The 24,790-nt window shown below is 46.0% G+C and carries 23 protein-coding genes; 10 read left to right on the top strand and 13 right to left on the bottom strand.

From position 1 onward, the window contains the following. Positions 1 to 73: 73 nt before the first annotated feature. From RQP50_RS28005 to RQP50_RS27990, 4 genes are all read right to left on the bottom strand, one after another. On the bottom strand, positions 74 to 679 hold the full coding sequence (locus RQP50_RS28005; protein ID WP_065292500.1) for a response regulator transcription factor: 606 nt from the start codon (positions 677 to 679) through the stop codon (positions 74 to 76). Continuing rightward, positions 676 to 1,857, bottom strand: coding sequence for a sensor histidine kinase (locus RQP50_RS28000; protein WP_315747410.1), 1,182 nt, complete (start codon positions 1,855 to 1,857; stop codon positions 676 to 678). Before RQP50_RS28000 ends, RQP50_RS28005 begins: the two co-directional genes overlap by 4 nt. Further along, entirely contained in the window at positions 1,858 to 2,592 is a 735-nt protein-coding gene (locus RQP50_RS27995; protein WP_072731829.1) for an ABC transporter permease, read from the bottom strand. Between the two features lie 69 nt (positions 2,593 to 2,661). Further along, a complete protein-coding gene (locus RQP50_RS27990) occupies positions 2,662 to 3,576 on the bottom strand; it encodes an ABC transporter ATP-binding protein (RefSeq protein ID WP_072731828.1) in 915 nt (304 codons plus the stop codon). Between the two features lie 336 nt (positions 3,577 to 3,912). Here RQP50_RS27990 and RQP50_RS27985 point away from each other — a divergent pair, with 336 nt between their 5' ends. The 3 genes from RQP50_RS27985 (at position 3,913) to RQP50_RS27975 (ending at position 7,083) form a co-directional block, all read left to right on the top strand. Beyond that, the gene (locus RQP50_RS27985) at positions 3,913 to 5,277 is read left to right on the top strand and encodes an ABC transporter substrate-binding protein (RefSeq protein ID WP_315747409.1); all 1,365 of its coding nucleotides are present in this window, start codon (positions 3,913 to 3,915) and stop codon (positions 5,275 to 5,277) included. Positions 5,278 to 5,372: 95 nt separating this feature from the next. Further along, positions 5,373 to 5,957: an RNA polymerase sigma factor gene (locus RQP50_RS27980; RefSeq protein ID WP_315747408.1), complete on the top strand. Its 585-nt coding sequence runs from the start codon at positions 5,373 to 5,375 to the stop codon at positions 5,955 to 5,957. Then, positions 5,938 to 7,083, top strand: coding sequence for a DUF4179 domain-containing protein (locus tag RQP50_RS27975; RefSeq protein WP_315747407.1), 1,146 nt, complete (start codon positions 5,938 to 5,940; stop codon positions 7,081 to 7,083). Before RQP50_RS27980 ends, RQP50_RS27975 begins: the two co-directional genes overlap by 20 nt. Before the next feature lie 49 nt (positions 7,084 to 7,132). Here the strand turns inward: RQP50_RS27975 and RQP50_RS27970 are convergent, their stop codons facing one another. Then, entirely contained in the window at positions 7,133 to 7,879 is a 747-nt protein-coding gene (locus tag RQP50_RS27970) for a YggS family pyridoxal phosphate-dependent enzyme (protein WP_315747406.1), read from the bottom strand. Between the two features lie 259 nt (positions 7,880 to 8,138). On the opposite strand from RQP50_RS27970, the gene RQP50_RS27965 reads away from it, so the two are divergent. Both RQP50_RS27965 and RQP50_RS27960 read left to right on the top strand, forming a co-directional pair. Then, positions 8,139 to 8,429 carry an ArsR/SmtB family transcription factor gene (locus tag RQP50_RS27965; RefSeq protein WP_021253467.1) on the top strand — a complete coding sequence of 97 codons (291 nt, stop codon included), beginning with the start codon at positions 8,139 to 8,141 and terminating at the stop codon, positions 8,427 to 8,429. Further along, positions 8,426 to 10,906, top strand: coding sequence for a DsrE/DsrF/DrsH-like family protein (locus RQP50_RS27960; protein ID WP_315747405.1), 2,481 nt, complete (start codon positions 8,426 to 8,428; stop codon positions 10,904 to 10,906). Before RQP50_RS27965 ends, RQP50_RS27960 begins: the two co-directional genes overlap by 4 nt. A 231-nt stretch (positions 10,907 to 11,137) precedes the next feature. Here RQP50_RS27960 and RQP50_RS27955 read toward each other — a convergent pair whose 3' ends face one another. From RQP50_RS27955 to RQP50_RS27935, 5 genes are all read right to left on the bottom strand, one after another. Next, the gene (locus RQP50_RS27955; protein ID WP_315747404.1) at positions 11,138 to 13,240 is read right to left on the bottom strand and encodes a M56 family metallopeptidase; all 2,103 of its coding nucleotides are present in this window, start codon (positions 13,238 to 13,240) and stop codon (positions 11,138 to 11,140) included. Next, positions 13,240 to 13,650, bottom strand: coding sequence for a BlaI/MecI/CopY family transcriptional regulator (locus RQP50_RS27950; protein ID WP_315747403.1), 411 nt, complete (start codon positions 13,648 to 13,650; stop codon positions 13,240 to 13,242). Before RQP50_RS27950 ends, RQP50_RS27955 begins: the two co-directional genes overlap by 1 nt. Before the next feature lie 510 nt (positions 13,651 to 14,160). Next, entirely contained in the window at positions 14,161 to 14,712 is a 552-nt protein-coding gene (locus RQP50_RS27945; RefSeq protein WP_315747402.1) for a GNAT family N-acetyltransferase, read from the bottom strand. A 284-nt stretch (positions 14,713 to 14,996) separates the two neighbouring features. Next, positions 14,997 to 16,436 carry an alpha/beta hydrolase family protein gene (locus tag RQP50_RS27940; RefSeq protein WP_315747401.1) on the bottom strand — a complete coding sequence of 480 codons (1,440 nt, stop codon included), beginning with the start codon at positions 16,434 to 16,436 and terminating at the stop codon, positions 14,997 to 14,999. Between the two features lie 126 nt (positions 16,437 to 16,562). Continuing rightward, the gene (locus RQP50_RS27935; RefSeq protein WP_021253473.1) at positions 16,563 to 17,150 is read right to left on the bottom strand and encodes an NAD(P)H-dependent oxidoreductase; all 588 of its coding nucleotides are present in this window, start codon (positions 17,148 to 17,150) and stop codon (positions 16,563 to 16,565) included. A 124-nt stretch (positions 17,151 to 17,274) separates the two neighbouring features. On the opposite strand from RQP50_RS27935, the gene RQP50_RS27930 reads away from it, so the two are divergent. Beyond that, positions 17,275 to 17,712, top strand: a complete 438-nt coding sequence (locus tag RQP50_RS27930) for a MarR family winged helix-turn-helix transcriptional regulator (RefSeq protein WP_065292511.1) — start codon at positions 17,275 to 17,277, stop codon at positions 17,710 to 17,712. 105 nt (positions 17,713 to 17,817) lie between these two features. On the opposite strand, the gene RQP50_RS27925 is transcribed toward RQP50_RS27930, so the two are convergent. Further along, positions 17,818 to 18,234 (bottom strand): NUDIX hydrolase, encoded by a 417-nt coding sequence (locus tag RQP50_RS27925; protein ID WP_315747400.1) that lies wholly within the window; start codon positions 18,232 to 18,234, stop codon positions 17,818 to 17,820. A gap of 162 nt (positions 18,235 to 18,396) precedes the next feature. On the opposite strand from RQP50_RS27925, the gene RQP50_RS27920 reads away from it, so the two are divergent. From RQP50_RS27920 to RQP50_RS27910, 3 genes are all read left to right on the top strand, one after another. Next, positions 18,397 to 19,323 (top strand): phosphotransferase family protein, encoded by a 927-nt coding sequence (locus RQP50_RS27920; protein WP_315747399.1) that lies wholly within the window; start codon positions 18,397 to 18,399, stop codon positions 19,321 to 19,323. 89 nt (positions 19,324 to 19,412) lie between these two features. Continuing rightward, positions 19,413 to 20,318 carry a Gfo/Idh/MocA family protein gene (locus RQP50_RS27915; RefSeq protein WP_315747398.1) on the top strand — a complete coding sequence of 302 codons (906 nt, stop codon included), beginning with the start codon at positions 19,413 to 19,415 and terminating at the stop codon, positions 20,316 to 20,318. Positions 20,319 to 20,996: 678 nt separating this feature from the next. Continuing rightward, the gene (locus tag RQP50_RS27910) at positions 20,997 to 21,527 is read left to right on the top strand and encodes a hypothetical protein (RefSeq protein ID WP_139295438.1); all 531 of its coding nucleotides are present in this window, start codon (positions 20,997 to 20,999) and stop codon (positions 21,525 to 21,527) included. A gap of 234 nt (positions 21,528 to 21,761) precedes the next feature. Here RQP50_RS27910 and RQP50_RS27905 read toward each other — a convergent pair whose 3' ends face one another. Then, positions 21,762 to 22,868, bottom strand: coding sequence for an alpha/beta fold hydrolase (locus RQP50_RS27905; RefSeq protein WP_315747397.1), 1,107 nt, complete (start codon positions 22,866 to 22,868; stop codon positions 21,762 to 21,764). Positions 22,869 to 22,961: 93 nt separating this feature from the next. Beyond that, positions 22,962 to 23,552 carry a TetR/AcrR family transcriptional regulator gene (locus RQP50_RS27900; RefSeq protein WP_315747396.1) on the bottom strand — a complete coding sequence of 197 codons (591 nt, stop codon included), beginning with the start codon at positions 23,550 to 23,552 and terminating at the stop codon, positions 22,962 to 22,964. 233 nt (positions 23,553 to 23,785) lie between these two features. On the opposite strand from RQP50_RS27900, the gene RQP50_RS27895 reads away from it, so the two are divergent. Further along, the gene (locus RQP50_RS27895) at positions 23,786 to 24,736 is read left to right on the top strand and encodes a sigma-70 family RNA polymerase sigma factor (RefSeq protein ID WP_315747395.1); all 951 of its coding nucleotides are present in this window, start codon (positions 23,786 to 23,788) and stop codon (positions 24,734 to 24,736) included. Positions 24,737 to 24,790 lie beyond the last annotated feature (54 nt).

The raw sequence follows: 24,790 nt of genomic DNA, 5'->3' as shown, positions 1-24,790 counted from the left end.
TTTATATTCTGGATGCTAATTGAGCCGACAATTCTCTATCAAGTATCTTCTGCATATATTCCAGCAGCAGTTCTTAATCCAGCCAGCCCTTCTCCCTGGCAGTTCGAATCGCCTCAATGCGCGTACCCGCTCCTACTTTGCTAATCGCATCCGACATATAGTTGCGCACCGTCCCATAGGATAAGAACAATTTGGCGCTAATATCCTGCATGGACAGTCCGTTCTCAGCAAGCAACAGCACTTCCTTCTCCCTCGGGGATAACGGACAAGGGTCTTCCCACGCAGCCAACGTTAATTCGGGACTCATCACCCGCTTGCCTGCATATACCTGGCGAATGGCATCCGACAATTCGTCGCTTGGGCTGTCCTTGAGTAAATAACCGCCTACACTGGATGCCATTGCACGCTGGAGATAGCCTGAGCGAGCAAAGGTCGTCAGCATAATAATCCGACAGTCCAGCCCCTTCTTCTTGACTGCATCCGCGACATCCAGCCCCGTCATAAGCGGCATCTCAATATCCAATACCGCGATATCCGGCTGAAGTTCCTCTATAAGCGACAGCGCTACACTGCCATTCTCGGCCTGTCCAATCACTTCGATATCATCCTCAAGCGACAACAAGGTGGCGAGTGCACTTCGCAGCATCTGTTGGTCCTCTCCTAATATCACTCGAATCATGATGAACCTCTCCCCTTCCCATCGCGGATTACACGCGGAATGACTAACGATAATGCCGTTCCCTTGTGGGCACCAGACTCTATAGCAAGCGTCCCGTCCACAAGCTGAAGCCGCTGTTTCAGTCCGGCCATGCCTGTCCCACTTGATTGCTTAAGCTGGTGCTCATCAATTCCGATGCCATCATCTGCAATCTCCAATCGAACCCTTGCCTCTTCCACCTCAACCCGAACCGAGCAATGCTTCGCCCGGCTGTGCCTGACGACATTCGTTAAGGTCTCCCGGAAGCACATGGCGAGAATCGTCTCCTGCAATGCTGATAACGGCAATCGGTTCACAATGCTTGGGCCTGCTGCTGAAGGGCTAATTCCCTCGCTGCGTTCCTGAAATTCCAGCTCAATTCCTGCGGCAGCGCATAGCTGCCTTCCATGCTCATATTCCTCTGCAAGCTTGACGATCTTCATTTCAGTTACGAGTTGACGCATCTGCTTCAGCGCAGCACGCGAGGTTTCCCGAATTTCCCTCGCTTCAGCAATTGCCCGTTCCGGATTACGTGTAATCAGCTTTTCTGTCACTTCACTCTTAAGCGTGATCAAAGACAATGTATGTCCAAGCGTATCATGCAATTCACGTGCAATGCGCTGGCGCTCTTCCTGCTGGGCCATCCGCTCAAGCTGTGAGGTCGCTGCCTGCAATCGTTCCGCCATCTGCTTGTACTGCCCAGCAGCACGCATGATGAATGGCATGACGAGCACACCGAATAATGGAGGGAGAAGCAGCGTATGAAGGGATGACCATGCGGTTACTGTATCCAAGCGTTGAGACAATCCAATTACGATACCTACCGCCATGACGGCAGCTGTTCCTAAAATAATGGAGGTCTTCTGCCTGCTTATCATCTGCGCGATCATGAACACCATATAAGCATACATAGGGTGATAGAATAGGATAAATACGAGAATAATTGCAGCCTGAACAGCCAACCACAGCATTGCCTGCTTCTCGTGCTGGTACTGCAGCCAAAATGCGATCACTAGAAACAGAAGCAGCGTGAACCCCACCAATACCTTGGTCGGAGTCTCACGCAGCAGGAAAAAAATAGGCACGCATAAGTTGACGAGGGAGATGTAAGGCTCCGCTCCCTCTTTTTCGGGAAATAATCTCTTCTTGACTACGTTCACTTACATCGCTTCCCGTCTGTTAAAGATATAACTCGATATTACCATGAAGATCATGCCACAGCCCAGAAGAATTACCCAATCCAGCAGGGCAGGACTCCCCCCAGCGAGCATACTCCATGCACCATGTGCATAGCGGTAGGATGGCAGCCATTCTCCAATGACTTGCATCCAGCTTGGCAATGTCTTCAGCGGCATCCACAAGCCTCCCATGATGGCAAAGCCCATGAGCAAAATGTTCGCGACCGCAATGGAGGCATCCGCGCTCTTCATCGTTCCTAAAATAGAGCCGATCGCCAGGAATGGAATGCTTCCAAGCCACAGCCACAATCCGCATGTCACCCATTGTACAGCAGTCAACTCAATGTGATAGGCAAAGTAGGCAGCAGGGAAAATGATAAGAATGACGAGCAAATGAACCAACATATGCGATACGATCTTAGCGCCAATCCATACCGACGGAGATAGTGGTGTCAGGCGAAGCAGACGTGTCCATCCGTCACGACGCTCGTAGGCAAGGCGAATACCGAACTGGCTCATTGCCGTTCCGATCAAGCTGAATGCTGTCATAGACATAAGTGAGAAGGCGCCATAGGTGGTCGATTCAATAGACTTAGATGCGCCATTTAAACTAGCGAATAAGAAATAGAAAGCGAGTGGCATGACGAGTGAGAACAGCAAGAAGAATGGACTGCGCATAATTCGTAAACTTTCTGCTTTGATTTGTGCTTGTAACATCGATCAGTTCCCCCTAATATGTGATGATTAAGGCACTCTCTGCCTCTATCTTTTATTTTCAGTCCTCAACTATACGCTTGCTTGAGTACGTGCAGCCTCATGAGATTTTGTTATTGATCGGAACGCATCCTCGAGCTTAGCGGATTGGATATCAATATCGCTGACTCCCCATCCGGATTGCAGGAGCACGGACAACACTTCGTCTGTATTGCGAACGTGAAGACGAACCCGACCCGAAGCACGTTCGACCTTCACAACACCCGGAAGCTGCATCAACGCTTCGTCCTGCTGTTCGACTTGGAGACGGAAGGACACTGTCCGCAATGCCGTCTGTGCCTTGAGCTCCAGTGAGGTTCCGCTGGCCGCCACTGTACCTGCCGCAATGATCGCGATATGATCCGCCACTGCATCTGCTTCCTCCAAGTCATGCGTCGTAAGCACAACCGTCCGTCCATCGTTCGACAGCGCACGAACCGTATCCCAGAAGCGACCACGCGCCTCCACATCCATGCCAACCGTCGGCTCATCAAGCAGGACAAGCTCTGGATTGCCAGCTAAGCTCTGCGCGAAGGCCAATCTCCGACGCTGCCCACCGGATAACGATGTTGCGCGCCGCTTCGCTTCTCCGTGCAGACCTGATAAGTCAAGCAGTCTGGACAGTGGAAGTGGGTTGCGATAGTAGCTGCGGAACAGATTCAATACCTCTGCAACATTCAAGCCATCAGGAGCTTGCACATCCTGCATGAGCGCCCCTACTCTGTGGCGCAGTTCCCGTGTTCCTGCGGGCTGACCAAGCACCTTAATCTCGCCTGATGTCGGCTTTTGCAACCCGAGGATCATGGAAATTGTCGTTGTCTTACCCGCACCGTTCGGGCCGAGCAGCGCGCTGATCTGTCCGCGCTCGAAGCGAAGATCGATATGATTCACGGCGTGGAAGTTGCCGAATTGCTTGACTAGGTTCGTACATTCGATTGCGTATGTCATCTATAATCATCCTTTGTCATTAAATTAGGAATCGTATGTGATTCTGTGATGCGGTCATTGTGTTATGTACAGCTTTCGGCTAATTAGTTCAATCTTTCGAGATAAGCTGAACGATGCTGCGCTGCTCAATCTCGGTTGTCCGTTGCCGTACTGCTTATGTTTGTATTGTACGGCAGGCACGCTTGAGCCAGTTAGTGTACGATGTCACCAACTACATATGACAAATGTCAGAAATGAAATTAGCAGCATTCGGATTATTTCCACCCCATAATTTTTGCTACCCCCGTCACAAAACAGCAAGTCTGTCCGTTGTATAGGCAGAAAAGGAGAGATAGCATGAAAAAGAAGTGGCGGCTTGGAATTGCACTGATCATGATCATGTCTTTGCTAGGTGGTTGCTACGGGGAACAAGAACAAAATGAGAGATTAGAAAGTGGAAAAATCAAGGTCATGTACTATGATGAACAGTCGTTCTACAACGATTACGGGAATCTCTTCAAGATGAAGTACCCAAAAATCGAATTCGATGTTATCAACATGAATAACGCCCTCGCAGATCGCGAACAAAATGGCACTTGGGACTACAATACAGAATTAAAGAAATTAATTGAGGTACATAAACCTGATGTGCTGCTACTAAACGAGAATTTGTTCGAAGATTATGCGCGGCAGGGACGGCTGTACGACGTCGAAGGTATGATTGCGAAAGACAAGTTCGATATCGACTCAATTTCTCCCGGACTTATCGACATGATTAGAGATAAAGGAGACGGCAAGTTATATGGATTAGCTCCGCATTTTTACACGGATGTCCTATATTTCAACCGAGATTTGTTCAAACAGTATCAGATCGATGTGCCGACGAACAAGATGACCTGGAAGCAATTGTTTGATTTGTCGAGAAGATTCGCCAGCACGGGCACTGGTGAAAAGACTGTAGTTGGTTTATATCAGGACTACGATGTGGAGTACATGTTACAGCAGATCGCGTCTTCCTTTGGATTACGGTTGCTCGATGCAAAGACAGACAGGATGCTTATCAACTCAGACGGTTGGAAAGAAGCAATTAAACTCGTAACAGATGCCGTACGCGATAAATATATCTATCTGCAGGCTTCAAATCAAAATAGCGGGGAGATTGTCGAAGCTTTTTATAGAGGTCAGGCAGCAATGACACTCAATGGGCCTTGGCTCGCAAAAGAATTGAAAGCGCGCGCTATCTTCGACAAAGCATCGAAATCGTTCGAATGGGATATCGTCACCATGCCCGTTGCCCCTTCCTCCCCGGATGAATCGGCAAATGTACATGTCTCGGAAATTTATGCGGTAGCCGCAGACTCACCAAATAAGCAGTCGGCATGGGAAGTTCTTAAGTTCATAAATAGTGCAGACATGGCTGCGGCCTCATCGCGGACGGCAAACGGAAAATTGCCTGCACGCCCTGGCTTGCTCCAAAATATTGAAGGCAAAAGCACGGAACCTTTCTATTTGCTTACGCCCAAAACAACACCTTCTTTCGAAGAATCTCTAGGCAGTACAGCCGTATCAAAAGAGTTCAATCAATTATTCCAACCTGTCTTGTCAATGGAACTGCAAGCAATTATCGATGACAAGCAGACCGTCGAGGAAGCGATAGCCGTGTTGGAAGTGAAGGGACAAGAAGCACTGCAAAAAGCAAAAAGCAAAAAAGCCGAAAAATAATGTACTAAAAAAGTGCTCTTATCACCCGAAAGTGAAGTTATACAATAAAAAGGTGTTATTAAGCCGGGCTGTATGAAAGGAGGATCCATACGGCTATGCCATCCAGCTCAGAATATCAAACTGTTGGGACTTTAGAACATGCCATTGCTCAAGTCAAGTGCGGAGATAAAGAAGCGTACACCTTTATCATCCATCGATTTCAGAAACAAATTTATTTATATTGCTACTATTTGTTGGGAAGCAAGGAAGAAGCCGAAGACGCTGTTCAGGACATATTTATTAAAGGCTTTCAACGTATACACCTTTTCGAGCCTCAGGTATCTTTTTCAGCCTGGATATATAAGATCGCCTACAATCATTGCTTGGATATTTTGAACCGTAGAAGCAGGCTCCGAAAAATACTGTTCCTGCTGAAACGAGATCAAATCAGTGATCAAGAACTTCCGTATGAAGATCTGATTTATCAATTGCTGGACAAGCTTTCTGCAGAAGAGCGGCATATTTTGTTGTTAAGGGCCGTGGAAGAATATAGCTTCGATGAAATTAGCGAGATTATGGATTTAAAGCCATCGACAATTCGCAAAAAATATGAACGTTTGCGGAAAAAGCTGCTTCGCTATCAAGCCAATCCATTCACAGAGGAAGGAGGTCTTCATAAGCATGTCATCAAGCCATCGTAACGGTGTAGATAGTGAACAATTAGAGGCATGGATTCGCCAGACGCCGACAAATCCTGATTTTACGGGGCAAATTATGAGCCGATTGGACACTGGGTCTCTATTTGTTGATGCCTCACGTACAACACGTCGTAGTACAGCAGTTCGTTCCATTGTCACATCGATTGCTGCAGCAGCCGCAGCATTCGTCTTATTAATAGGGGGCTCCTTTCTGTCTCCCACGGTAGCCGAGTCAATGAGACATGTGCCGGGCGTGAGCAGTCTTTTTCGTTTTGCGGGAGATTTAGGTCTGCAGGCGGCCGACGAAAAAGGACTTGTCACCTCATCTGAGCAGAGCCTAACCCATCATGGTCTGACACTTTCGATTCCGGTAGCAGCCTATGACGGAGTACGAGTGGCAGTTGGTATTGAACGATCGAGCCTATCAGGGTTGCAGGAGAGCAGTAGCCGCAATACCTTGATGGAATCTTTGAGTGATATTCAACTCCTTATTGATGGAAAAAGTATTGCCGACTATGCATACAACCAGCACTCGGTTGGCATCATTACTGTCCCAGGGGAAAATGAAAATTCGGCAATCCTTATGTTCTCTGATATGCGAAATCAAGAAGGAATATCCTTGCCCGACAAGTCCGATTTAACGGTAAAGCTTACCGTGTCAGACATACAGGAGCCCTATCAAATGACGATTCCCGTTTCCATGCAAACAAATGATTCAGTCGTCATGAAGCCAAACATTTCGAAATCTAGCAGTCCATTCACCATCAAGTACAATAAAGTAGAATTGACGCCGATTACGACGAGTCTTGCTGCAAGGCTGGAAATATCGAAAGACGATCCGCTTACGGCCAACGATCTGCCGTTTGGATTCGAAATCTACGATGATAAGGGGCGCACAGTCAAATTGCTAAACGGTTCAGGACTACATGAGGATAACGGGAAAACGATCCTGTTCAATTTGCTTTATCAGCCGTACGACCCTATTCCTACGTCTATTACGATCAAACCTTATATAAGTCTTATCAACGAGCATGATAAATCCCAATTCAAGCTTGGAGCAGACGGCCAACCACTCATCAAATATATCCCCGAGCTCGAAGTTACATTACCCGTTGAAACTTCAAAATAGAAAAGGAGAGAGCCCCACTGCTCTCTCCTTCCATCCTTATTTCATCCATTTATTCGGATTTCGAGTTTTCATTCCAATAATGACTATCTGGATAAATACGTTTGCCGAAAATTGCAGAGCCCACCCGCACCAGCGTTGAACCTTCCTCGATTGCCGTCTCGAAGTCTCCGGACATTCCCATCGACATGACTTCCATTCTAACGTTCGGCAATGCAAGCTCTTGCGCTTCCTGACGGATTTTTTGCAGCAGCTTGAAGCATTTGCGCACCTTATCTTGATCGTCGGTGAACAGCCCGATTGTCATGAGACCTTTAATGCGGAGCGTGTCCAGCTTGGCCACCTCTTGAATTAATGCGAGTGCATCCTCTGGGGCAGCACCGAATTTGCTTTCCTCATACGACGTGTTCACTTGGATAAGGACATCCATTGTGCGACCTTCCTTCTGCAGCCGCTCATGGAGTGCCGTTGCCAGCTTTATGCGATCGACGGATTGAACGCATGTTGCGAATTTAAGAACATCCTTGACCTTGTTTGTTTGCAAATGGCCGATAAAGTGAAAGTCTAGCGATGGATTAGCCGAAGTAAGCGGCTCCCGCTTCTGCAGCCCTTCCTGCACTTTATTTTCCCCAATTAAGTTCTCCCCTGCATCTAATGCCATCTGAATTCGTTCAACCGGAACTGTCTTCGTAACGAGCATCAGCTTCACTTCCTCGGGATTGCGCCCACTGCGCTTGCATGCCTGCTCGATACGCTCACGGATCACTCGTATGTTATGTTCAATATCGTTTAATTGCATCGTTATCACCACATTATTTTAGTATTTATGTCCATTCTAGCATACCTGTTCGGGTAAGGCTGTCACCTTCTGCACAATATAACGCTGAATCCGGCACCTCCCTTTCCATTTATTAGTTTCAACTTCTTGTGTTGATTTTATTTCCCTTATATATTAATATCGTAATATAACGATATAACGATTTATTAAGTGCATGAGTTCATGCACAAAACGAACCATTCCATCTTTTCATTTTTCTGTAAATAAAAGGAGACATGATATGAATAACGACTATGAACGTTTTAATGATACTGCCGAGCTGTTAAAAGCTCTGGCACATCCTGTTCGCCTCTGTATCGTGAAGGGGCTGCTGGATAAGGGAAGCTGCAATGTATCCTTCATGCAGGACTGCCTAGGCTTGCCGCAATCGACGGTATCCCAACACCTGCAGAAGCTGCGCAGCATGGGCATTGTAACCACACATCGCAACGGCCTAGAAGTGAACTATCGGGTAGAGAACGAGAAGGTAAAACAGCTCGTTGAAGCATTTTTCGGGGAGGAGACATCATGAGCAAAAAGGTATTGATCGTTGGAGGAGTAGCTGGAGGGGCTTCTGCCGCAGCACGTCTGCGCAGACTGGATGAGGATGCCCACATTGTCATGTTCGAGAGGGATGCTTATGTATCATTCGCCAACTGCGGGCTTCCTTACTATATCGGAGATACGATTCAAGACCGCAACAAGCTGTTCGTACAAACACCAGAAGCAATGCACCGCCGGTTCAATATCGATGTGCGCGTGCACAGCGAAGTCATCGGCATTGATACGCAAGCAAAAAAGGTACGGGTACGCAGCAAAGAGAAAGGGGAGTACGAAGAATCGTATGATTCCCTAATTCTGTCCCCTGGTGCGAAGCCGGTACGTCCGCCGCTTCCGGGTATTGAGTGCGAGCGAATTTATACGCTTCGCAACATTCCGGATACGGATCGCGTGAAGACGCGCGTCACAGAAGAAGGCGCACGCTCTGCTGTCGTCATCGGCGGTGGATTCATCGGGGTGGAGATGGCCGAGAATTTGCGAGAAATTGGGCTGGATGTCACGTTAGTGGAGGCTGGGCCGGCGATTCTCGCTCCATTTGACGCAGAAATGGCCGGAATTCTATCTAAGGAGATGGAACAGCACGGTACATCTCTCATTGTAAATGACCGTGTTCAATCATTCCGTGATACGAACAGCGGGATTGAAACGCAGCTGGCCAGCGGCAAAGTGCTCACAAGCGACATGGTCATTCTCGCAATCGGGGTAGCACCTGATACGGGCTTTATTCGAGACAGCGGCATTGAACTGGGGCCACGAGGTCACATCATTGTGAATGATTTTTTGCAGACCAATGTAGAAGACGTTTATGCCGTAGGAGACGCGGTTGAGGTTGTCGATTTCGTTAATGGGACGAAGACAGCGATCCCGCTCGCAGGGCCAGCCAATAAGCAAGGGCGTATCGCAGCAGACAATGTGAGCGGACTTGGCACTGCCTATAAAGGCTCGCAAGGCACATCTATCCTGAAGGTGTTCGGATTAACGGGTGCTGCAACAGGGAATAACGAAAAAACATTGCAACGATTAGGTTTGCCGTACAAGGTAACCTATGTGCATCCAAATTCCCATGCCGGGTACTATCCAGGTGCCAAGCCAATGACAATAAAGCTGATCTTTAATGAGGAAGGCAACGTACTAGGCAGCCAGATTGTCGGCTATGACGGCGTGGACAAACGGATGGACGTCATTGCTACGGTTATACGCTTAGGCGGCACCGTCACCGATCTTACGGAGCTTGAATTGTCCTATGCACCACCGTATTCTTCCGCCAAAGATCCCGTGAACATGGCCGGGTATACTGCCGAGAATATATGGACAGGAGCTGTGAGCGCGTTTACGCCTGCCGATCTGGAACAGCGCGACCCACAAGCTACGATGCTTGTTGACGTGCGTACGGATATGGAGCATCAGAACGGTCATATTCCTAACTCCCTGTCTATTCCTGTAGATGAACTAAGAAGCCGTCTGAATGAGCTCGATCGGGAGAAAGAAATCTGGGTCTACTGCCAAGTTGGTTTGCGCGGTTATACGGCGTCACGCATTCTAAGTCAGCATGGCTTCAAGGTGAAAAACTTAACGGGTGGATATAAGACATACCAGCATGCACAATATACCCCCGGACAGGTTACGCCGCCTGCCAGGCCTGACCAAGACACGTCTGGGAATCCGGTAAAAGAAAGCAATGAACAGAAAGATACACAGTACTCCTTCGATCGTACCCTGGACGCATGTGGTTTATGCTGCCCAGGGCCGCTCATGCAAGTGAAGCAGCATATGGATTTGCTGCAGGAAGGTCAAGTGCTGAAAGTAAATGCATCCGATCCCGGCTTCTATGAGGATATTCAAGCTTGGGCGGGCATGAGCAAGCAGGAGCTGCTGCATGTGCAGAAACACACGGATGGGACGATTGAAGCCCATATACGCAAGCTGCCGCCTACCTCCGCGGAGGATTTGCAACAGGCAGACAATCGCAGTGTATCATCGGATCGCAGTACCATGGTCGTGTTTAGCGGCGATCTCGATAAAGCAATCGCCTCCTTCATTATTGCGAACGGAGCTGCTGCTTCGGGAAAGAAAGTGACTCTGTTCTTCACCTTCTGGGGTCTGAATATTTTGCGCAAGCCGAACAAGGTTCCCGTCAACAAGAGCTTCATCGGCAAAATGTTCGGAGCGATGATGCCACGAGGAAGCAAGAAGCTGGGGTTGTCGAAGATGAACATGATGGGCATCGGGCCAAAAATGATTCGCTCAGTGATGAACAATAACAATGTATCTTCACTAGAAGAGTTGATTGAGTCTGCGATCCAGCAGGGTGTCGAAATCGTTGCCTGCCAGATGTCGATGGACGTCATGGGCATTGCCCATGAGGAGCTTATCGACGGCGTTACCATCGGCGGCGTAGGCTACTATTTAGGCAAAGCTGATCAATCGGGTATTAATTTATTTATCTAATATCTCGTACCTTCTTGTTCTATAGAGCAATCGTAGGGTAAATCGAACTACAAGGCTGCAGATCAACGATCTGCAGCCTATATACAAATTATTTAGTTGCCGTATCCCTCATATAAGAGGTATGGATTTTTAGTAGCGAGTCTATGAATCCTCTCATATGTGTATAGAAGGCTTATTGAACCTTTCTGGCCAGAGCAATATTTAATGCTTCTGTGAGTTACACCCAAACGTTTAATACCCTCCGCTTGACGCTCTACTTCCTGACATCAGGTATACCACGTTTTTGTCTGCATCCAATGCAGCCCTCACTATCGTTACTTCTGCCTTGGTACCTTTGTCGTCCTTGTCGTACTTGAAGAAGCAGTAATCTCCAAATAAGTTATCCCACTTCACTTCATATCCCGTAATGTCGATATTGAACAACTTTTTTGCCATCGGAGCAATCACTTCTTTTGCTTCTTTTGCCGGAATCCTTTTGTCTGTCTTTATCTTTTCTCTCGTTTTATGATTTACATTAAGTACCTTGCCTGACTCTGCTTCTATCTCAACTAAAACATCGTTGCCTTCCAGTTCCCACTTAGATAGATTGATGTTGTTTCTAAATTCGCCAGGAATAAGTTTAGCTTCTGTAAAATTAAACTCTTGATTTAAAGCCGTCTTCACCGCGTCTGCTGCTGTTTTTAGCAATTTCTCTTCAATTTCTTTCGCCTCAACTTTAATCATGTATCCCATAGACTCTAGTTCTGACGATCCTTTGAATTTAACTAGAAGGACTTCAAAGTCTTTGCCCACAAACGTATACCATACTTCCCCATTAAAATCAGCCTTCTTATCATCATACACTCGTATCGCTTTCACTTCATTTCCAAAAGCATATGTTTTTTGGGGATATCTCTTCTTTAGCTCTTGAATGGCCTTCTCCTGATCCTTTTCACTGATTTTATTGATTGGGACTAATCCAGAAACCGACCATACTTCACCTGTTTTAGTGCTATATTGGATTTTATATTTTCCGTCTACCGATTTAACCTCTGCATTCACTTTGTTCGAATCAATTATCATCTCGCCAACATCCTGCAACTTGATATCTTTCCCTGCAAATTGCTTTACCACTTTATTCAGCTTTTCGGTCATCGTTTTGTCGATCTGAACCTTCTTCTTATCCGATTGCTGCTGCTCTTGTACAGCCGCAGCAACGGGTGCGCTCGCTGCGTTACTTTCCTTAGCGTTAACCAACGTCACACTACCAAGCGCGAGAATCATTCCCATCCCCAGAATGGACAGGCGATAAGATTTTTTGTTGAATTGTTTGATCATTATAAGTCTCCTTTTCATTTCTTTATGTGTCGCTGACAAGCCGGCAAGCCCCGGCTGATGATGGCTGCCTGAAACATGCTCCAGCACATGAATAATGGTTTGTCCGTATGCCCTACTTTGCTGTGGATCCATCCGGTCCAAGACGCATGCATCGCAAGCCATCTCCTGGTTCTGTCTTGCTTTATGTGCGGCAAGCCATATCAATGGATTAAACCAGTGGAGAATCAGGATGACGTGTATCACCCAATTTACTGCCACATCCCGCCGCTGAATATGTGCGAACTCATGCGCTAGAATATATTGAAGCTGCTCCTTCTGTAACGTGACGAGCAGACTTGGCGCAATAACGATCGCTGGTTCACGAAAACCGACTACGGCAGGTCCAGGAATCCGTTCCGATGCAACAAATCGTACGTTACGATTTATGGCCAATCGCTGCTTTGTCTCTTGAAACACGGCCGATAAAAAGGGCGTATCGATGAATCGGCCTGCACGCAGAGCTCGCTTTAATCGAAGCTGGTCGTATACCGTTTTCGCAGCAAGAAATAATCCCCCCGCAAGCCATACCAGCATCAGCCCATTGATAAATCCAAGTTGCTTGATCTGGTTCCACCAGAATCCGCGCTCCTGCACGGTCTCCGATTCACCGGATAGAGCAGGTATTTCCGAAATTCCACCTGTTTCCGGTTGTACATATCGCTCACCATGAACCGCCACCCCACCTGCTCTACCCGCTTCCTTCCAAACTTGGGGATCTTGGGTCATCTGATGGATTCCAGGCGCTACATCCTTCAGAGAGAACACGTTGTACAGGCTAAGTGAAGATTCCGGCGCCCAAGGAAGCAGCAAACGAATCGCCACAGGTAGCCAAATCAAATATTTCCATCGCGCTTCTAGCTTGTTTTTTAATAGAATTTGCAGGGTCAGGATAAGTAGAACCAGGATACCGGCCATAAATGATCCGCGAAGCAACCAGCCAAAAAACGATAACAAGCTTGCATGTAATGTTGAACCCATCAGCTATCTCTCTTTTCCGGCCCGCCGTCTATACAGCTTTCATCAAATAAAGCCTTCAGATCCTCAATTTCCTGCGCATTTAGCTTTTTATCGTCTAAAAAATTGGCCAGCATGGGCTTTAATGCTCCGCCATATAACTTCTTTATAAAGGATCTGGTTTCAGACCGTAGAAATTCCTGCTCACTAATGATGGGGTAGAATAGCTGGTTGCGCTTCGAACCCTTTTCCAGCTTCGTACCAGCAGCTTCCTTCTGCACCAGCCGACTGAGGAATGTCCGAGTCGTATTCGGGCTCCAGCCCATTTTCTCTGCCATCTGCTTTACGACTTCGCCGGAAGGGCAATCCGGAATATTCCATAATACTCGCATAATTTCTAGCTCTGCATCCGTAATCGATGGTATTTGCTTCATGCATGTAACCTCCAAAGTCAATTTGATCAGACTACGTATGTAGTTGCAAAATCATGCTAGACTTGTAGTTTGATAAAATCCGAAGAAATGGAGATGCCGTGTTCGTATATACCACCACCCTACCAGTAATAGTTTTTGGTTAAACATCCGCTGGGTGCCCATCGTTAAAGGTGTAAAAATTTTTTCCCCGCAAAGTTCCACGATGAACAGCATTGCTGTTGAATGGCTACTTTTAATGTTACGTTCTTTGTATGGCCCCTCCCATATGATTATCATTAAGACTACAGCTGTAGTGTTATTAACATACTACAACTGTAGTTATATATTGTCAATACCTTTGTTACAAAAACAACCCATCTTACTATGCCTATTTGAAAGCGGGCTAAAGCCCAGTTTATTTCGGCTGCACATAATACAAAACATCAAAAAGCCATAGAGTGCTGCCTTCCACAGGCGGACATTCTATGGCTTTCCTATTTATCTCGAATCGCATCTATTCAGTGACTAAGTTCATTCCTGCATCGCTTCGTATTCACTGCGCACTAAGCCAAAAATGAGTTCATCGTGATACTTCCCCTTCGTAAAGACCATATCTCTCAGTCTTCCTTCCTGCTGGAACCCTAGGCGCTCGTGCAGCTCAATTGATGCCTCGTTGTACGCATATACATGCGCAATCACCTTGTGATAACGCAGCTCTTCGAAATAGTAACGCAGCAAAACCTGAACCGCATCCGATGCATAGCCCTTACGCCAATGTTCTCGGAAGATCGATACGCCGTACTTGAATGTGCCATTCCGCTTATCCACGCCATGCGTGTTCATTCCGCCCACCATTTCACCCGAAAGCGTTTCAATGGCAAACCGAAACTGATCGCCTTCCGGCACTGCAGCCGCCCGCTGTTCCGTCCATATCCGCGCACCCTCTTCGGATCTTGGAAAATGAACCTCATCGCATAATCGTGCAGTTTCCGTATCATAGTCATTGTTGTGGAATTTCTCCCAATCGCTTGAGACTATGGCGCGCAATCTTACTTTTTTTCCTTCCCAAATATGAAATACCATATTCGCTCCCCCTCAATATGTGGTGTTCACTTACTCCCTCATACGAGGGCGGAGATCTTGAGCGCAGATCGACCGTATCCCTCTCGACAACTACATCGTTCTCATTCCTTTCTTAGTCATGGATTATATCACGCCCTTGCAAATTTGGTAAATTAATGAAATGTAATATCTTTGATTTCTCAGCCTTACAGTGGGATGTGAACAACATCGCTTATCTAAGGGAGCACCCATTACGGGAACTATCTCCTCATCATCTTGTTTTTGTACGTGCTGCTCGGTCTGTCTTAGCCTCTCTCCAGTGAAAATTCCGGATTGTCCCCAAGATTTTGTTCCATCTTCTCGAAAGGTTGCCCCTTTAAGTAATGGTTAAAGAAATCAAGCGAGTATTTGTTAATGAGGCGATGTGCAGGGCGTAAATTTACCCCTTCAGCCTTCTCGAGTAGAGGCGATAGCAGATAGAAGTCGCAGAAGGCTAAGTGATCCATGTTTTTAATTTTCATCCAGTAGTTTCCTCCCTCTGCAACATGCTTATATCGTTCAAATATGTCACCGAAGTACTTGTATAAAGCTTTTCTCGTTGTACCTTGGGCAGCTGCTAACTGGTTTGCACCGGCAAGCGTTCTATCCGCACTCATCATCAACAACGGCTTCTTCACCCCGCCTTCCGGAATCCGGAGCTGACCAAATAAGCCGCCGTCCAAATTAATAGCTGCCTTAATTCTTGCGTCTGACATCAGCATTTGAACACTGGTTGCTCCACCGTAGGAATGACCGAACATACCGACGTTCTTCAAATCCATTCTTCCTGTAAAGCGATGGTCTGGATCGCCCTGCGCCAGCTTCCCCACTTGATTGAGTACAAATTTGGCATCCTCCACCCATACCTTGTTCAGTTCATCCAAGTGCTCAACTGACGGATCCTGGGGAATAAAATTCGCAACGCGGCCATCATCGAACACCGATGCAATGCTATTATACGTGTGATCAATACCCACAACGATATACCCATAACTGACCAATTGTTCGATCTGGAAGGTGTTATGGCTCTTATGCCCACCCATTCCATGAGAAAACAGCAGTACTGGGTAAGCACCTTCTTTACCGGATATCTCGGCATTTTCGATCGCATGTGTCTTGACGAATTTCATGCTTGTAAAAAACATTTTAGGCATATCGAAAGTTTGGCTGTACGCATTTACAAACACATCCGGATTAGATACATAAGGTGCGGTTTTCCCCTGTGCACTCGAACTAGCTGGATACCAAATTTGCACCATCAGTTCGCGCTTGTCGCCCTTTGCTGGGGTAAGTGTTTCTTCACGCCGCTCATCCTTCCAATCATACGTTACTGTCCCAATCTTATACGGACCTGTAGGATCCTCGAATGTGAACACCGGGAACAAGAGAGGCAGAAACACAGTGATAAGGGAATACAGCACTGCCAGCATAGCCACGAGAATTTGCTGAACTATGGACTTCTTTTCCTTCTCTTCCTTCGATCTGAACAGATATCGTGCTGCAAGGTTACAGATCGGCAGAAACGTTATCACATAGACCGGAACCATCTGCCAACGCAGCCCTTCCATGAGTCCATGCAGCAGCACGAATATGGCAGACGTGCAGAAACTAATGAATAGCATCTGCTTTGTCTTGCTCCTTGCAAATAGCAGCCAACCAAGCAATAAAACATGAATGACGACTAACAGCAGTTCAAACGATCTCATAAGAATTGAACCCTCCCCATTTATGGCTTACAGCGGTGAATTTCAACACTAGATCCGTCTGTAAGGAGACATTCAAAACTTATAATTTATTCGTCATCCTCAACAATATGAACCCTGCTCAGGTGTTTAATGATACATAAATTTGAAATAATTGTAAATATTAATTAATTTTCTGTCGTGCTTGCCCTTCGGACTTTCCATGTTCCCGAATTCAAAGAACTTCACTTTTTTGATACCTACATACTGAAACAAGGCCCTTTTCATCAACACTTTATGCACATTGCGATAAAAGAAAAATGGATACAGGGTAGGACCCTTCATTGTAGATATACAAACAACCGATTTCCCTTTCAGTAGCCCTTCAGGCAGCAAGCCTCCGTTGTCTCGATAGGCGAAGTCAGAAGCAAATAACTGATCAATGTAGCCGAGCAGCATCGCAGGCGGACGCAGCCACCAGATCGGATACACAAACACCAACTTATCCGCCCAGCGTATCTGCTCACGATACTTCTCCAGGGTCGGATCGAGGTGCATATCTCTCCTCCGCTTCGTCTTGTGGAACACAAGTACTGGATCGAAGTCCTCCTCATATAAATCAAGAACCTGAATTTCTTCCACGTTCTTATTCTCTGTACACCCTTGTATGATTTGTTGTAAAAAGGCGTAACTCAAACTACTATGATTCGGATGCGTATATACGATTAACACCTTCATCTTCCCACCGCCATTTAGTTATCATTTGATAACTAAAAGATACCAACCTACCCATATAGTTGTCAAATGATAATTGTTTATTGATAATTGATTTGTTATCGTGTTCTGGTAAGAGGTGATTTTTGTGGACAAGAAAGCTCTGTTTCATCAATTTGTGAGCTTTACAACCTCCGTGCACGAAGTGACGCATGAATTAACGAGGGACATTAAGCCAGAGGATATTACACCCGTTCAATATCGTATTTTGGAATATATCGCGGTCAGCCAACCTGTTACCTTAAGCCAAATTAGCGATTGCATGCACATGTCTATGCCAAATACGAGCCGGGAACTGAAGAAATTAACGGAAAAGAACCTATGTGAAAAGCTAGAGTCCACGGATGATCGACGCAAGCAGCTGATCCAACTTTCGGAAGCTGGACAAGCTATGATGGATGAGGCTTTTGGACGGATTAGCGAGCGTTTCTTCGAGCGAATTAAGAATTCCTCAGAAGAAGACTTGAAGGACATACAGCGGGCATTAGAGATTCTCCAATCCCATGTGTTCGATGTCAAGATGTAAGCCACAGCACAGCTTTTGTGAATAGGAGCAAATACAAGCTTGGATTCTAGTATAGAAAAAGACGAAGGAACACGCCATGTAGCGCCTGCCTTCGTCTTTTTCATTTCAATCACCTAATATCGTATCCTTGTACATATTCACCTGCTCGATCATATGACCGATATTGCCTTCTCCTGCATACAAGGTCATGTCGAAGAAATCGTGGGTCAGCTCCGACCAGTACAATTCATTCTCATCGCCATGAATCGCGACGTCATGCTTCAACTTGCCCATATAGACTTCCACATAACATTTTTGATAGTGGTACGTGAAGTCCATCAGGTGGTGCAGCGTGATATCCTCTTTGGAAATGCTCGTTTCTTCCGCCAGCTCTCGATAAGCACTTTCGATTCCTGCTTCGCCAGCCTCTATTTTACCGCCGACTAGATTACTTAGTCCTTTGTACGGTTCTTTTAATCGTTTGCACATCAATAATTTGTCGAGTTCTTTATTGTAAACCATGATGACATTATAGCCCTGCATCTCTTCATCTCCCGATTCACAATTAACAAAAAATGGGTCCCGAAAAGTATCGAGACCCTATTCAACATCATAGCAAACCGGTCATTATAAGTCTATATTTTTTTGGGTTTTCGTGTAAAATTCTCCTCTGTAAGATGAACCCAATCATTCAGGAGGAAGCACATGATTCCAGAACGTCTATCTGCCTATACTAACAGAATCCCTTTGTTAGCTGAAGTAACCGAGTGGGCACTTTTACGAAAGTGGGCGCTATCCGAAGTGTATCGCATCACTTTACGTACAGGTGAAACTCGCATATTGAAATGGGGCGGCAAAGAAATGGCTCAAGAAGCCGCCATTTACCGTCACCTCGTGAAACCTTTGCACATATCAGCCCCTCGCATTTATAAATATTATGAATCGGAACGTAGTGCGGTCATGATTATGGAGGATGCCGGGCAGTACAATTTGGAGCAGCGCCCCAGCTCAGCGCTCTTTCTGGAAGCCGCAAGAGCGTTAGCTAGGATTAGAGATACAGCTGCAATGCATATCAAGCAGAATATTCCGAGCAGTCTCATTCATCAATGCACCGAGACAGCTGCCGATTTCCTGTCGCTTGCGAAGGATCTCCTTCACTCGCCTCGTCTAGCTGGCCATCCTGCCCTCGGCAAACTGCAGGACATATTGCCGCAACAGCTGGAGAGACTGTATCGCACTCAGCCCCTTACACTCGTGCACCATGATTATCATGCGAAGAACTTGCTCATTCAGGGGACCCAGATTATGCCGATTGACTGGTCGATTTCGTATCTAAGTCCCCATTTAGGCGACTTGCATTGTCTCATTGATGAAGCTCAAGAATATAGTCATGTCCCTAGGGAAGAGATGTTGTCCGCCTTCCATAGCGCAATGGAGCAGGATTGTTCGATGGATCAGCTTGAATGGCAAGTGAACGTCGGCGGGATATGCTGGCTTATAAAAACACTGAAATGGCTTGTCTATGGCGGAACCGATACAATCCCAGGTTCAGATGCGTGGATTCCGGATTTGATGGATGAGCTAGAGCTTCTCGTGAATAGGATAGAGCAGCCTCCTGGGCGCTTAGTCTAAAACATATAGCCTGAAACCTGTGTCTTAGGCTATACTGTACTCAATCAAATGGAACAAACGGAATCTATGGATATGAAGGGGGAAGCAACATGAAAATCGGCATGATCGGTATTGGTGATATCGCACGCAAAGCATACTTGCCTGTACTAGGAACCCGATCGGATATTGAACTATCCATTGCCAGCCGCAATCAAGAAGTGGTCGATGAAGTTGGTCGGCAATATCGTATTCGCAACCAATTCTCTACCGTGCAGGAATTGATCTCATCTAACATCGATGCCGCTTTCGTACATACTTCAACGGAATCGCATGTGGATATATTACGTCAGCTTATCACTGCGGGAATTCATGTATTCGTAGACAAGCCCATCGCCTATACGCTGCATGAATCGGAGGAAATCGTTTCTCTGGCTCAGCAGCATAATGTGCAGCTCATGGTCGGATTTAACCGTCGATTCATGCCGATGTACAAAGGCGCAAAAGAAACCATTCCGGCAATTGAAACTGTCTTCATGCAAAAGAATCGAACCGGCCCCTTGTCGCCAATCCGGCAAACGGTTTTTGATGATTTCATCCACGTGATAGACACGCTGCTGTACTATGTAGGCGAACCAGAGACGATGACGGTCAACGGCAAGGTCGAGGATGGCTTATTGCATTACTTAGTCCTTAACTTGGTGGGCAAGAAGACGACCGGGCTCGCAATGATGCACCGACAAACGGGAATAACGGAAGAACGACTGGAAGTCATGGGATGTCAGCAGAAGATCGTCGTCCATAATTGCGTTCATACGACAACGTATATAAACAACACCGAACAGCAGTCCTCATTCGGGGATTGGACTTCCGTTCTCTATCGCCGCGGGTTTGTTGATATGATCGACCATTTCATCAGCTGTGTGAAGAGCGGAGACGAGTTTCTAACCAGTGGAGCGAAGTCACTGCTGACTCATCGCATCTGTGAAGATATCACGCAACAGTTAGAGATATTATGATTCCCCTTTGTACCTGTAGCATCAACTAACGCATGAACTTATATGTTGAGTGACAACAGGGAACCCGTTGGCCCCTTAGGTTAAAGACATACTATACGAAGCAGTAGCAAATCTGTATTGAGCCATTTCACATCCACCTTACTCGTGTGTAGTCTCGACAGCTACATGTTATGTAAGAGATATGAACATGGCTCTTTCCGCTGCCTTCCTCCCTATCTTCTTCATACTGCAATACATCCATCATTTAGTAGGAATATGACCAGACGCCAGATTCACGTACCTCAAATCAGCTTTGCAGCCCAACCGCAACTTAAAGACCACCCCATTCCCAATCCAAAAATGGAAATAATACCTATTTATGAACTTGATGTTGAAAAGAATTTATCTAAACTTCTTTGAAAATTGTCCTGTATGGAAATTGTGGTAATAAATGGCTTCATTTCAATCGCCGACTGTAATATATTTGGTTATAACTGCCGATAGACGATGTAGATAATGGACAATTTATCCTTCATGGCAGCTCCATCTCTTCTGAACAAAAATCGGGGAAATCGAAAGATGGCATACCTTTGTATGCGGAACTAGGGTAGTAGAATGGCTTTAAAAAAGAAAAGATATGAAATGGGGTCATGAGAAGTGAATGCTGTCAAAGTAATCGTCGCCCTGGTCGCAAGTATTGTGGCTGGAGGCGCTTATGCCTGGGTAACTAACCAATGGTCAGATCTTGTCCCGGTATACCCGTTAATTTTAGCTGGATTGCTGTATCTGCTTATACTATGGGTATCCAAAAAGAAAAGCACCGTGATCTCGCTCGGTGTCCTGCTCGGCATTGTAGCCATTGCTGCTAATCTGTTCATCGGCATGGAGTTATTGAAAAAAGATCTCCAGACCGATCTGACAAAAGCAGGCATCCTCACTGGTAGCGATGCGGAGATTAAGAGTGCGGTCAATGAATTCCTTGATAAACACTTGATGGAAACGACTGGATACAAAGGCATCATCGGGTATACCATCAACCTGACGAGTGGCGAGATCACAACCAAGACCGGAAAGACCGTCGGCGATGAGGATGAGTCGTCTCCAGCCGGAGTAGTCTTCCAGGTCGCTAAGTTCGGTATCATACTGCTAGGGCCGGCCATTATGGGCTGGAGAAGAAAAGAAGAAAATCAAGAAGAGATTGCCGGCGCTGAGGTATCCAACAACGCCTAATCGTTCCGGCAGCCCTATTGACCAGAGCGTCTATCCAATATAACGCTCTGGCGGATTCCCCTACACCTGAATAAGGTGCGAGACGGCCTTACACATGAGGCGAGATTTGTCATGTCTATCATAGCGAGCTGCCCTCGGCAGCGCGGCAGCAATACGTTTAAGCGGTGGAGCTATATACTTCACCGCTGCTTCGTATGCCGGTTACACCCATCTCTCCCGAAATGTAATTTTGACTTACTTCGTCGTCACCATACTATTCGCTCGCTCCAAAATATCAAATAACGCCTCGTTGAATATCTCCTTTCGTTCAAGCATGGCAATATGCCCCGCATCCGGAATGGAGTAAAATTGCTTGAGCGGTGCTTTAATGGTCGAATAGAATTCCCGTGCCAGCGGATAAGGTGTTTGCCAGTCCCGCTCGCCATGTATATAAAAAACAGGGACTTCGAATACAGCACCCATCGACGCCAAATCGAACGACTCCATTAAATACTTCCAAATATGACGTTGTCCATCTCCAAATGCCCCAGAGATAAAGAAATAGCGCATATCCTTGAATGTATAAAACGGAGAGCTTAAAGCATTGCCAATCAACTCAATTGTTGGGCCAGCCGCTAACTTATATTTACTTTGAAATTTACGAACCTTTTTAAGCTTCCTAATCATTTCACCATCAAATGTATTTGGAGGGTAGGGCTTCAAACGAAGTAAAGCTCGAACATCGTTTTCGTTGCCCGCTTCTTTTGCCGACTCTAGTACTTTTTCGTAACCGACACGTTCATTATCAATCATATTGACAATCTGCCCGACACCGATATAAGCCTGTACAAGCTCAGGGTATTTTTTAGTGAACAGGCTACCTAGTACCGATCCCCATGAATGTCCCAAAATGATAATCTTCTCTTTGCTGTACTTATTTTTTAAATACTGTACAACCTCATAAGTGTCCTGAACGATACGATCAACCGTGGTTGTCGGCGTGACTTGTTTCGGATCATTGTTGAAATAGGTCTTGCCACAGTTCCTTTGATCCCAGTGCACAACTGTAACGTGCTTCTCCCATGGGATCTGAAACTCTTGGGCAAATGGCAGTATCGGCTCCCCCGGTCCACCGTGCAAAAATAACATCACAGGATTGTCAACGTCCTCGCCCCGGTGATGCAAATATTGCGAAATTCCGCCGATCGTTACGAACTCCCTACAATCAATGCCATTACTCGTGGGAGCAATCCGAATTTGATTGGCCTTCTTCTTTTTCTTGTACTGGACAAGCAGAACCAAGCAAGCCGTTCCTAACATGATAAGCAGTCCGCCTAAAATAACGCTCAATAATATGATCATAGCTGCCTCCGATAATCGATATGACCTTGCCTCTGCTCGAAACCATTGTGGACAATCCCATATGACGGTCTACAGTCTTTTCGAATTCTCTCATTACCTGGCTTCCCCGGCCATGTAATCAGCAATAGAATGCACGAGTATATCCAGTGCCTTCTCTTTACCCCGCTCACCAAAAGTTATATCTGCCGAACCGATATAATGGAGTGCATTCATTAAATAAGCTAGCACATCCATCTCGCATTCTGATTCATCAATGCCGCAAAGCGATAGTGTCCAGCTAAAATAGTCATTTGATTTCAATGCCTCCCAGTCGGACACCTCATCCGGAAGCTTGCGAAGCAGATACTCGAAATCCGATGGAGACACGTAGTGAACTATACTATCCGCTGCCAGATAAATCTCCTTCAATGCCTTTACAATCTTCTCTTTCACATTTACCTTTTCAGATAGAATGGACTCTACTCTCTCAAACATTCGACTCTCGTTCTGTTTGATAATCGTATAAAGGAGTTCTTCTTTGGAATGGTAGTAGGAATAAAAGGATCCTTTACCGATGTTGGCCGCTGTGGTGATGTCCTCCACCGTCACTCGCTTTATCCCTTTTTTGCGAATCAGCTCGATCCCTTTTGTGTACATCGCTTCCCTTACCATTTGTTTTTCATGCTCGGTGACAATCTTAGGCATAATCCCCCTCCTTTTTAATGACTATAATTTCATTATTCGGTCAATATAACATTAAACCAATTCCCTAAATATTACAATGCCGTTTTGTAACTTCTTTTATAGTCTTGAAAATCCCGCGTTTAACCACACTTTGAAAAAATACAGGTTGATTACTTTTTTCAATATTTCCATGATATATTTGGTGGAAACGGTCTACATGGGAATGTGTACGTCTCAATATAAGGGAGATTAGCATGGATAAAGATAAGCAGGAGATCGATATTCATCAATACATAATCGAGGCTAAAAACGGCGATTTCGATGCCTTTCGCCAGATCGTGCTTCAATATTCTAACGCTATGTTATCCGTTTCCTTCAGCATTATCGGGGACTTTCATGAAGCGCAGGATGCGGCACAAGAAGCTTTTATGAAATGCTTTCGTCGACTACACACCCTAGATGATCCTTCGAAATTGGGCAGTTGGTTATATACCATTGTTTATCGAACAAGTCTCGATTTCGTAAAAAAGAAAAAACAAACCGTGCCTTACGAAGATGCGATTTTTCCCTCTATTAATAATGTCGATACATGGTTAGATCAGCATATGACGAAAGAAACGATTTGGAATGCCATGCAACATTTAGAGCAGACAAGTAAAATGGCCATCATGCTGCACTATTTAAGCGAATGGCCAATGAAGGAAATCGCTCAGTTCCTGAATATTTCCTTGTCCGCCGTGGAAAGCCGTATTCGACGGGCCAGAGCAGCGCTAAAGCGTCAGCTCTCCGGCGACTTTGAGTCTCATTTCCGCATGCAGCGTCTAGATCAGATATTCGAGCAGAAAGTCTCGGAACGAGTATTAAAAAGCACAGGGCATTTCTACATTCCCGTACTTCATCGAGAGCGGATATTAGACTGGTTCGTCCGTCATTTTCAACTGGGAATCAGCAGACACGGTAATCTATTAGTAGAGTCTGGACATGAATTGTATTTACTGGAATGTCATACCCATCTACCAAGCGATTTGCCCTTATTGGCCTTCGAAGTGTCCGATATCGAAGAACTTTGGCATAAGCTGCAACATGACAAAGTCAAGATGGAGTCGATCAATACAGACCATTTTATCGGCAAATACTTCATTTTCTATGACCCTGACGGCAACTCGTATCATGCGGTTGAACATAAAGAAAAAAGGAAAGCTTGAGGGCGACGGCTTTGATGAAGTCAGATCGTCTATATATAGAAATGTAAATTATGA

The organism is Paenibacillus suaedae, assembly GCF_032337355.1.
Taxonomy (GTDB): domain Bacteria; phylum Bacillota; class Bacilli; order Paenibacillales; family Paenibacillaceae; genus Paenibacillus_B; species Paenibacillus_B suaedae.
This window is presented reverse-complemented; position numbering and strand designations above follow the sequence as displayed.

Bases quoted from the DNA above. Each gene is read 5' to 3' on its own strand.
- RQP50_RS28005 (WP_065292500.1), bottom strand. From the start codon at position 679: ATGATTCGAGTGATATTAGGAGAGGACCAACAGATGCTGCGAAGTGCA.
- RQP50_RS27995 (WP_072731829.1), bottom strand. From the start codon at position 2,592: ATGTTACAAGCACAAATCAAAGCAGAAAGTTTACGAATTATGCGCAGT.
- RQP50_RS27990 (WP_072731828.1), bottom strand. From the start codon at position 3,576: ATGACATACGCAATCGAATGTACGAACCTAGTCAAGCAATTCGGCAAC.
- RQP50_RS27985 (WP_315747409.1), top strand. From the start codon at position 3,913: ATGAAAAAGAAGTGGCGGCTTGGAATTGCACTGATCATGATCATGTCT.
- RQP50_RS27980 (WP_315747408.1), top strand. From the start codon at position 5,373: ATGCCATCCAGCTCAGAATATCAAACTGTTGGGACTTTAGAACATGCC.
- RQP50_RS27975 (WP_315747407.1), top strand. From the start codon at position 5,938: ATGTCATCAAGCCATCGTAACGGTGTAGATAGTGAACAATTAGAGGCA.
- RQP50_RS27970 (WP_315747406.1), bottom strand. From the start codon at position 7,879: ATGCAATTAAACGATATTGAACATAACATACGAGTGATCCGTGAGCGT.
- RQP50_RS27965 (WP_021253467.1), top strand. From the start codon at position 8,139: ATGAATAACGACTATGAACGTTTTAATGATACTGCCGAGCTGTTAAAA.
- RQP50_RS27960 (WP_315747405.1), top strand. From the start codon at position 8,426: ATGAGCAAAAAGGTATTGATCGTTGGAGGAGTAGCTGGAGGGGCTTCT.
- RQP50_RS27955 (WP_315747404.1), bottom strand. From the start codon at position 13,240: ATGGGTTCAACATTACATGCAAGCTTGTTATCGTTTTTTGGCTGGTTG.
- RQP50_RS27950 (WP_315747403.1), bottom strand. From the start codon at position 13,650: ATGAAGCAAATACCATCGATTACGGATGCAGAGCTAGAAATTATGCGA.
- RQP50_RS27945 (WP_315747402.1), bottom strand. From the start codon at position 14,712: ATGGTATTTCATATTTGGGAAGGAAAAAAAGTAAGATTGCGCGCCATA.
- RQP50_RS27940 (WP_315747401.1), bottom strand. From the start codon at position 16,436: ATGAGATCGTTTGAACTGCTGTTAGTCGTCATTCATGTTTTATTGCTT.
- RQP50_RS27935 (WP_021253473.1), bottom strand. From the start codon at position 17,150: ATGAAGGTGTTAATCGTATATACGCATCCGAATCATAGTAGTTTGAGT.
- RQP50_RS27925 (WP_315747400.1), bottom strand. From the start codon at position 18,234: ATGCAGGGCTATAATGTCATCATGGTTTACAATAAAGAACTCGACAAA.
- RQP50_RS27920 (WP_315747399.1), top strand. From the start codon at position 18,397: ATGATTCCAGAACGTCTATCTGCCTATACTAACAGAATCCCTTTGTTA.
- RQP50_RS27915 (WP_315747398.1), top strand. From the start codon at position 19,413: ATGAAAATCGGCATGATCGGTATTGGTGATATCGCACGCAAAGCATAC.
- RQP50_RS27905 (WP_315747397.1), bottom strand. From the start codon at position 22,868: ATGATCATATTATTGAGCGTTATTTTAGGCGGACTGCTTATCATGTTA.
- RQP50_RS27900 (WP_315747396.1), bottom strand. From the start codon at position 23,552: ATGCCTAAGATTGTCACCGAGCATGAAAAACAAATGGTAAGGGAAGCG.
- RQP50_RS27895 (WP_315747395.1), top strand. From the start codon at position 23,786: ATGGATAAAGATAAGCAGGAGATCGATATTCATCAATACATAATCGAG.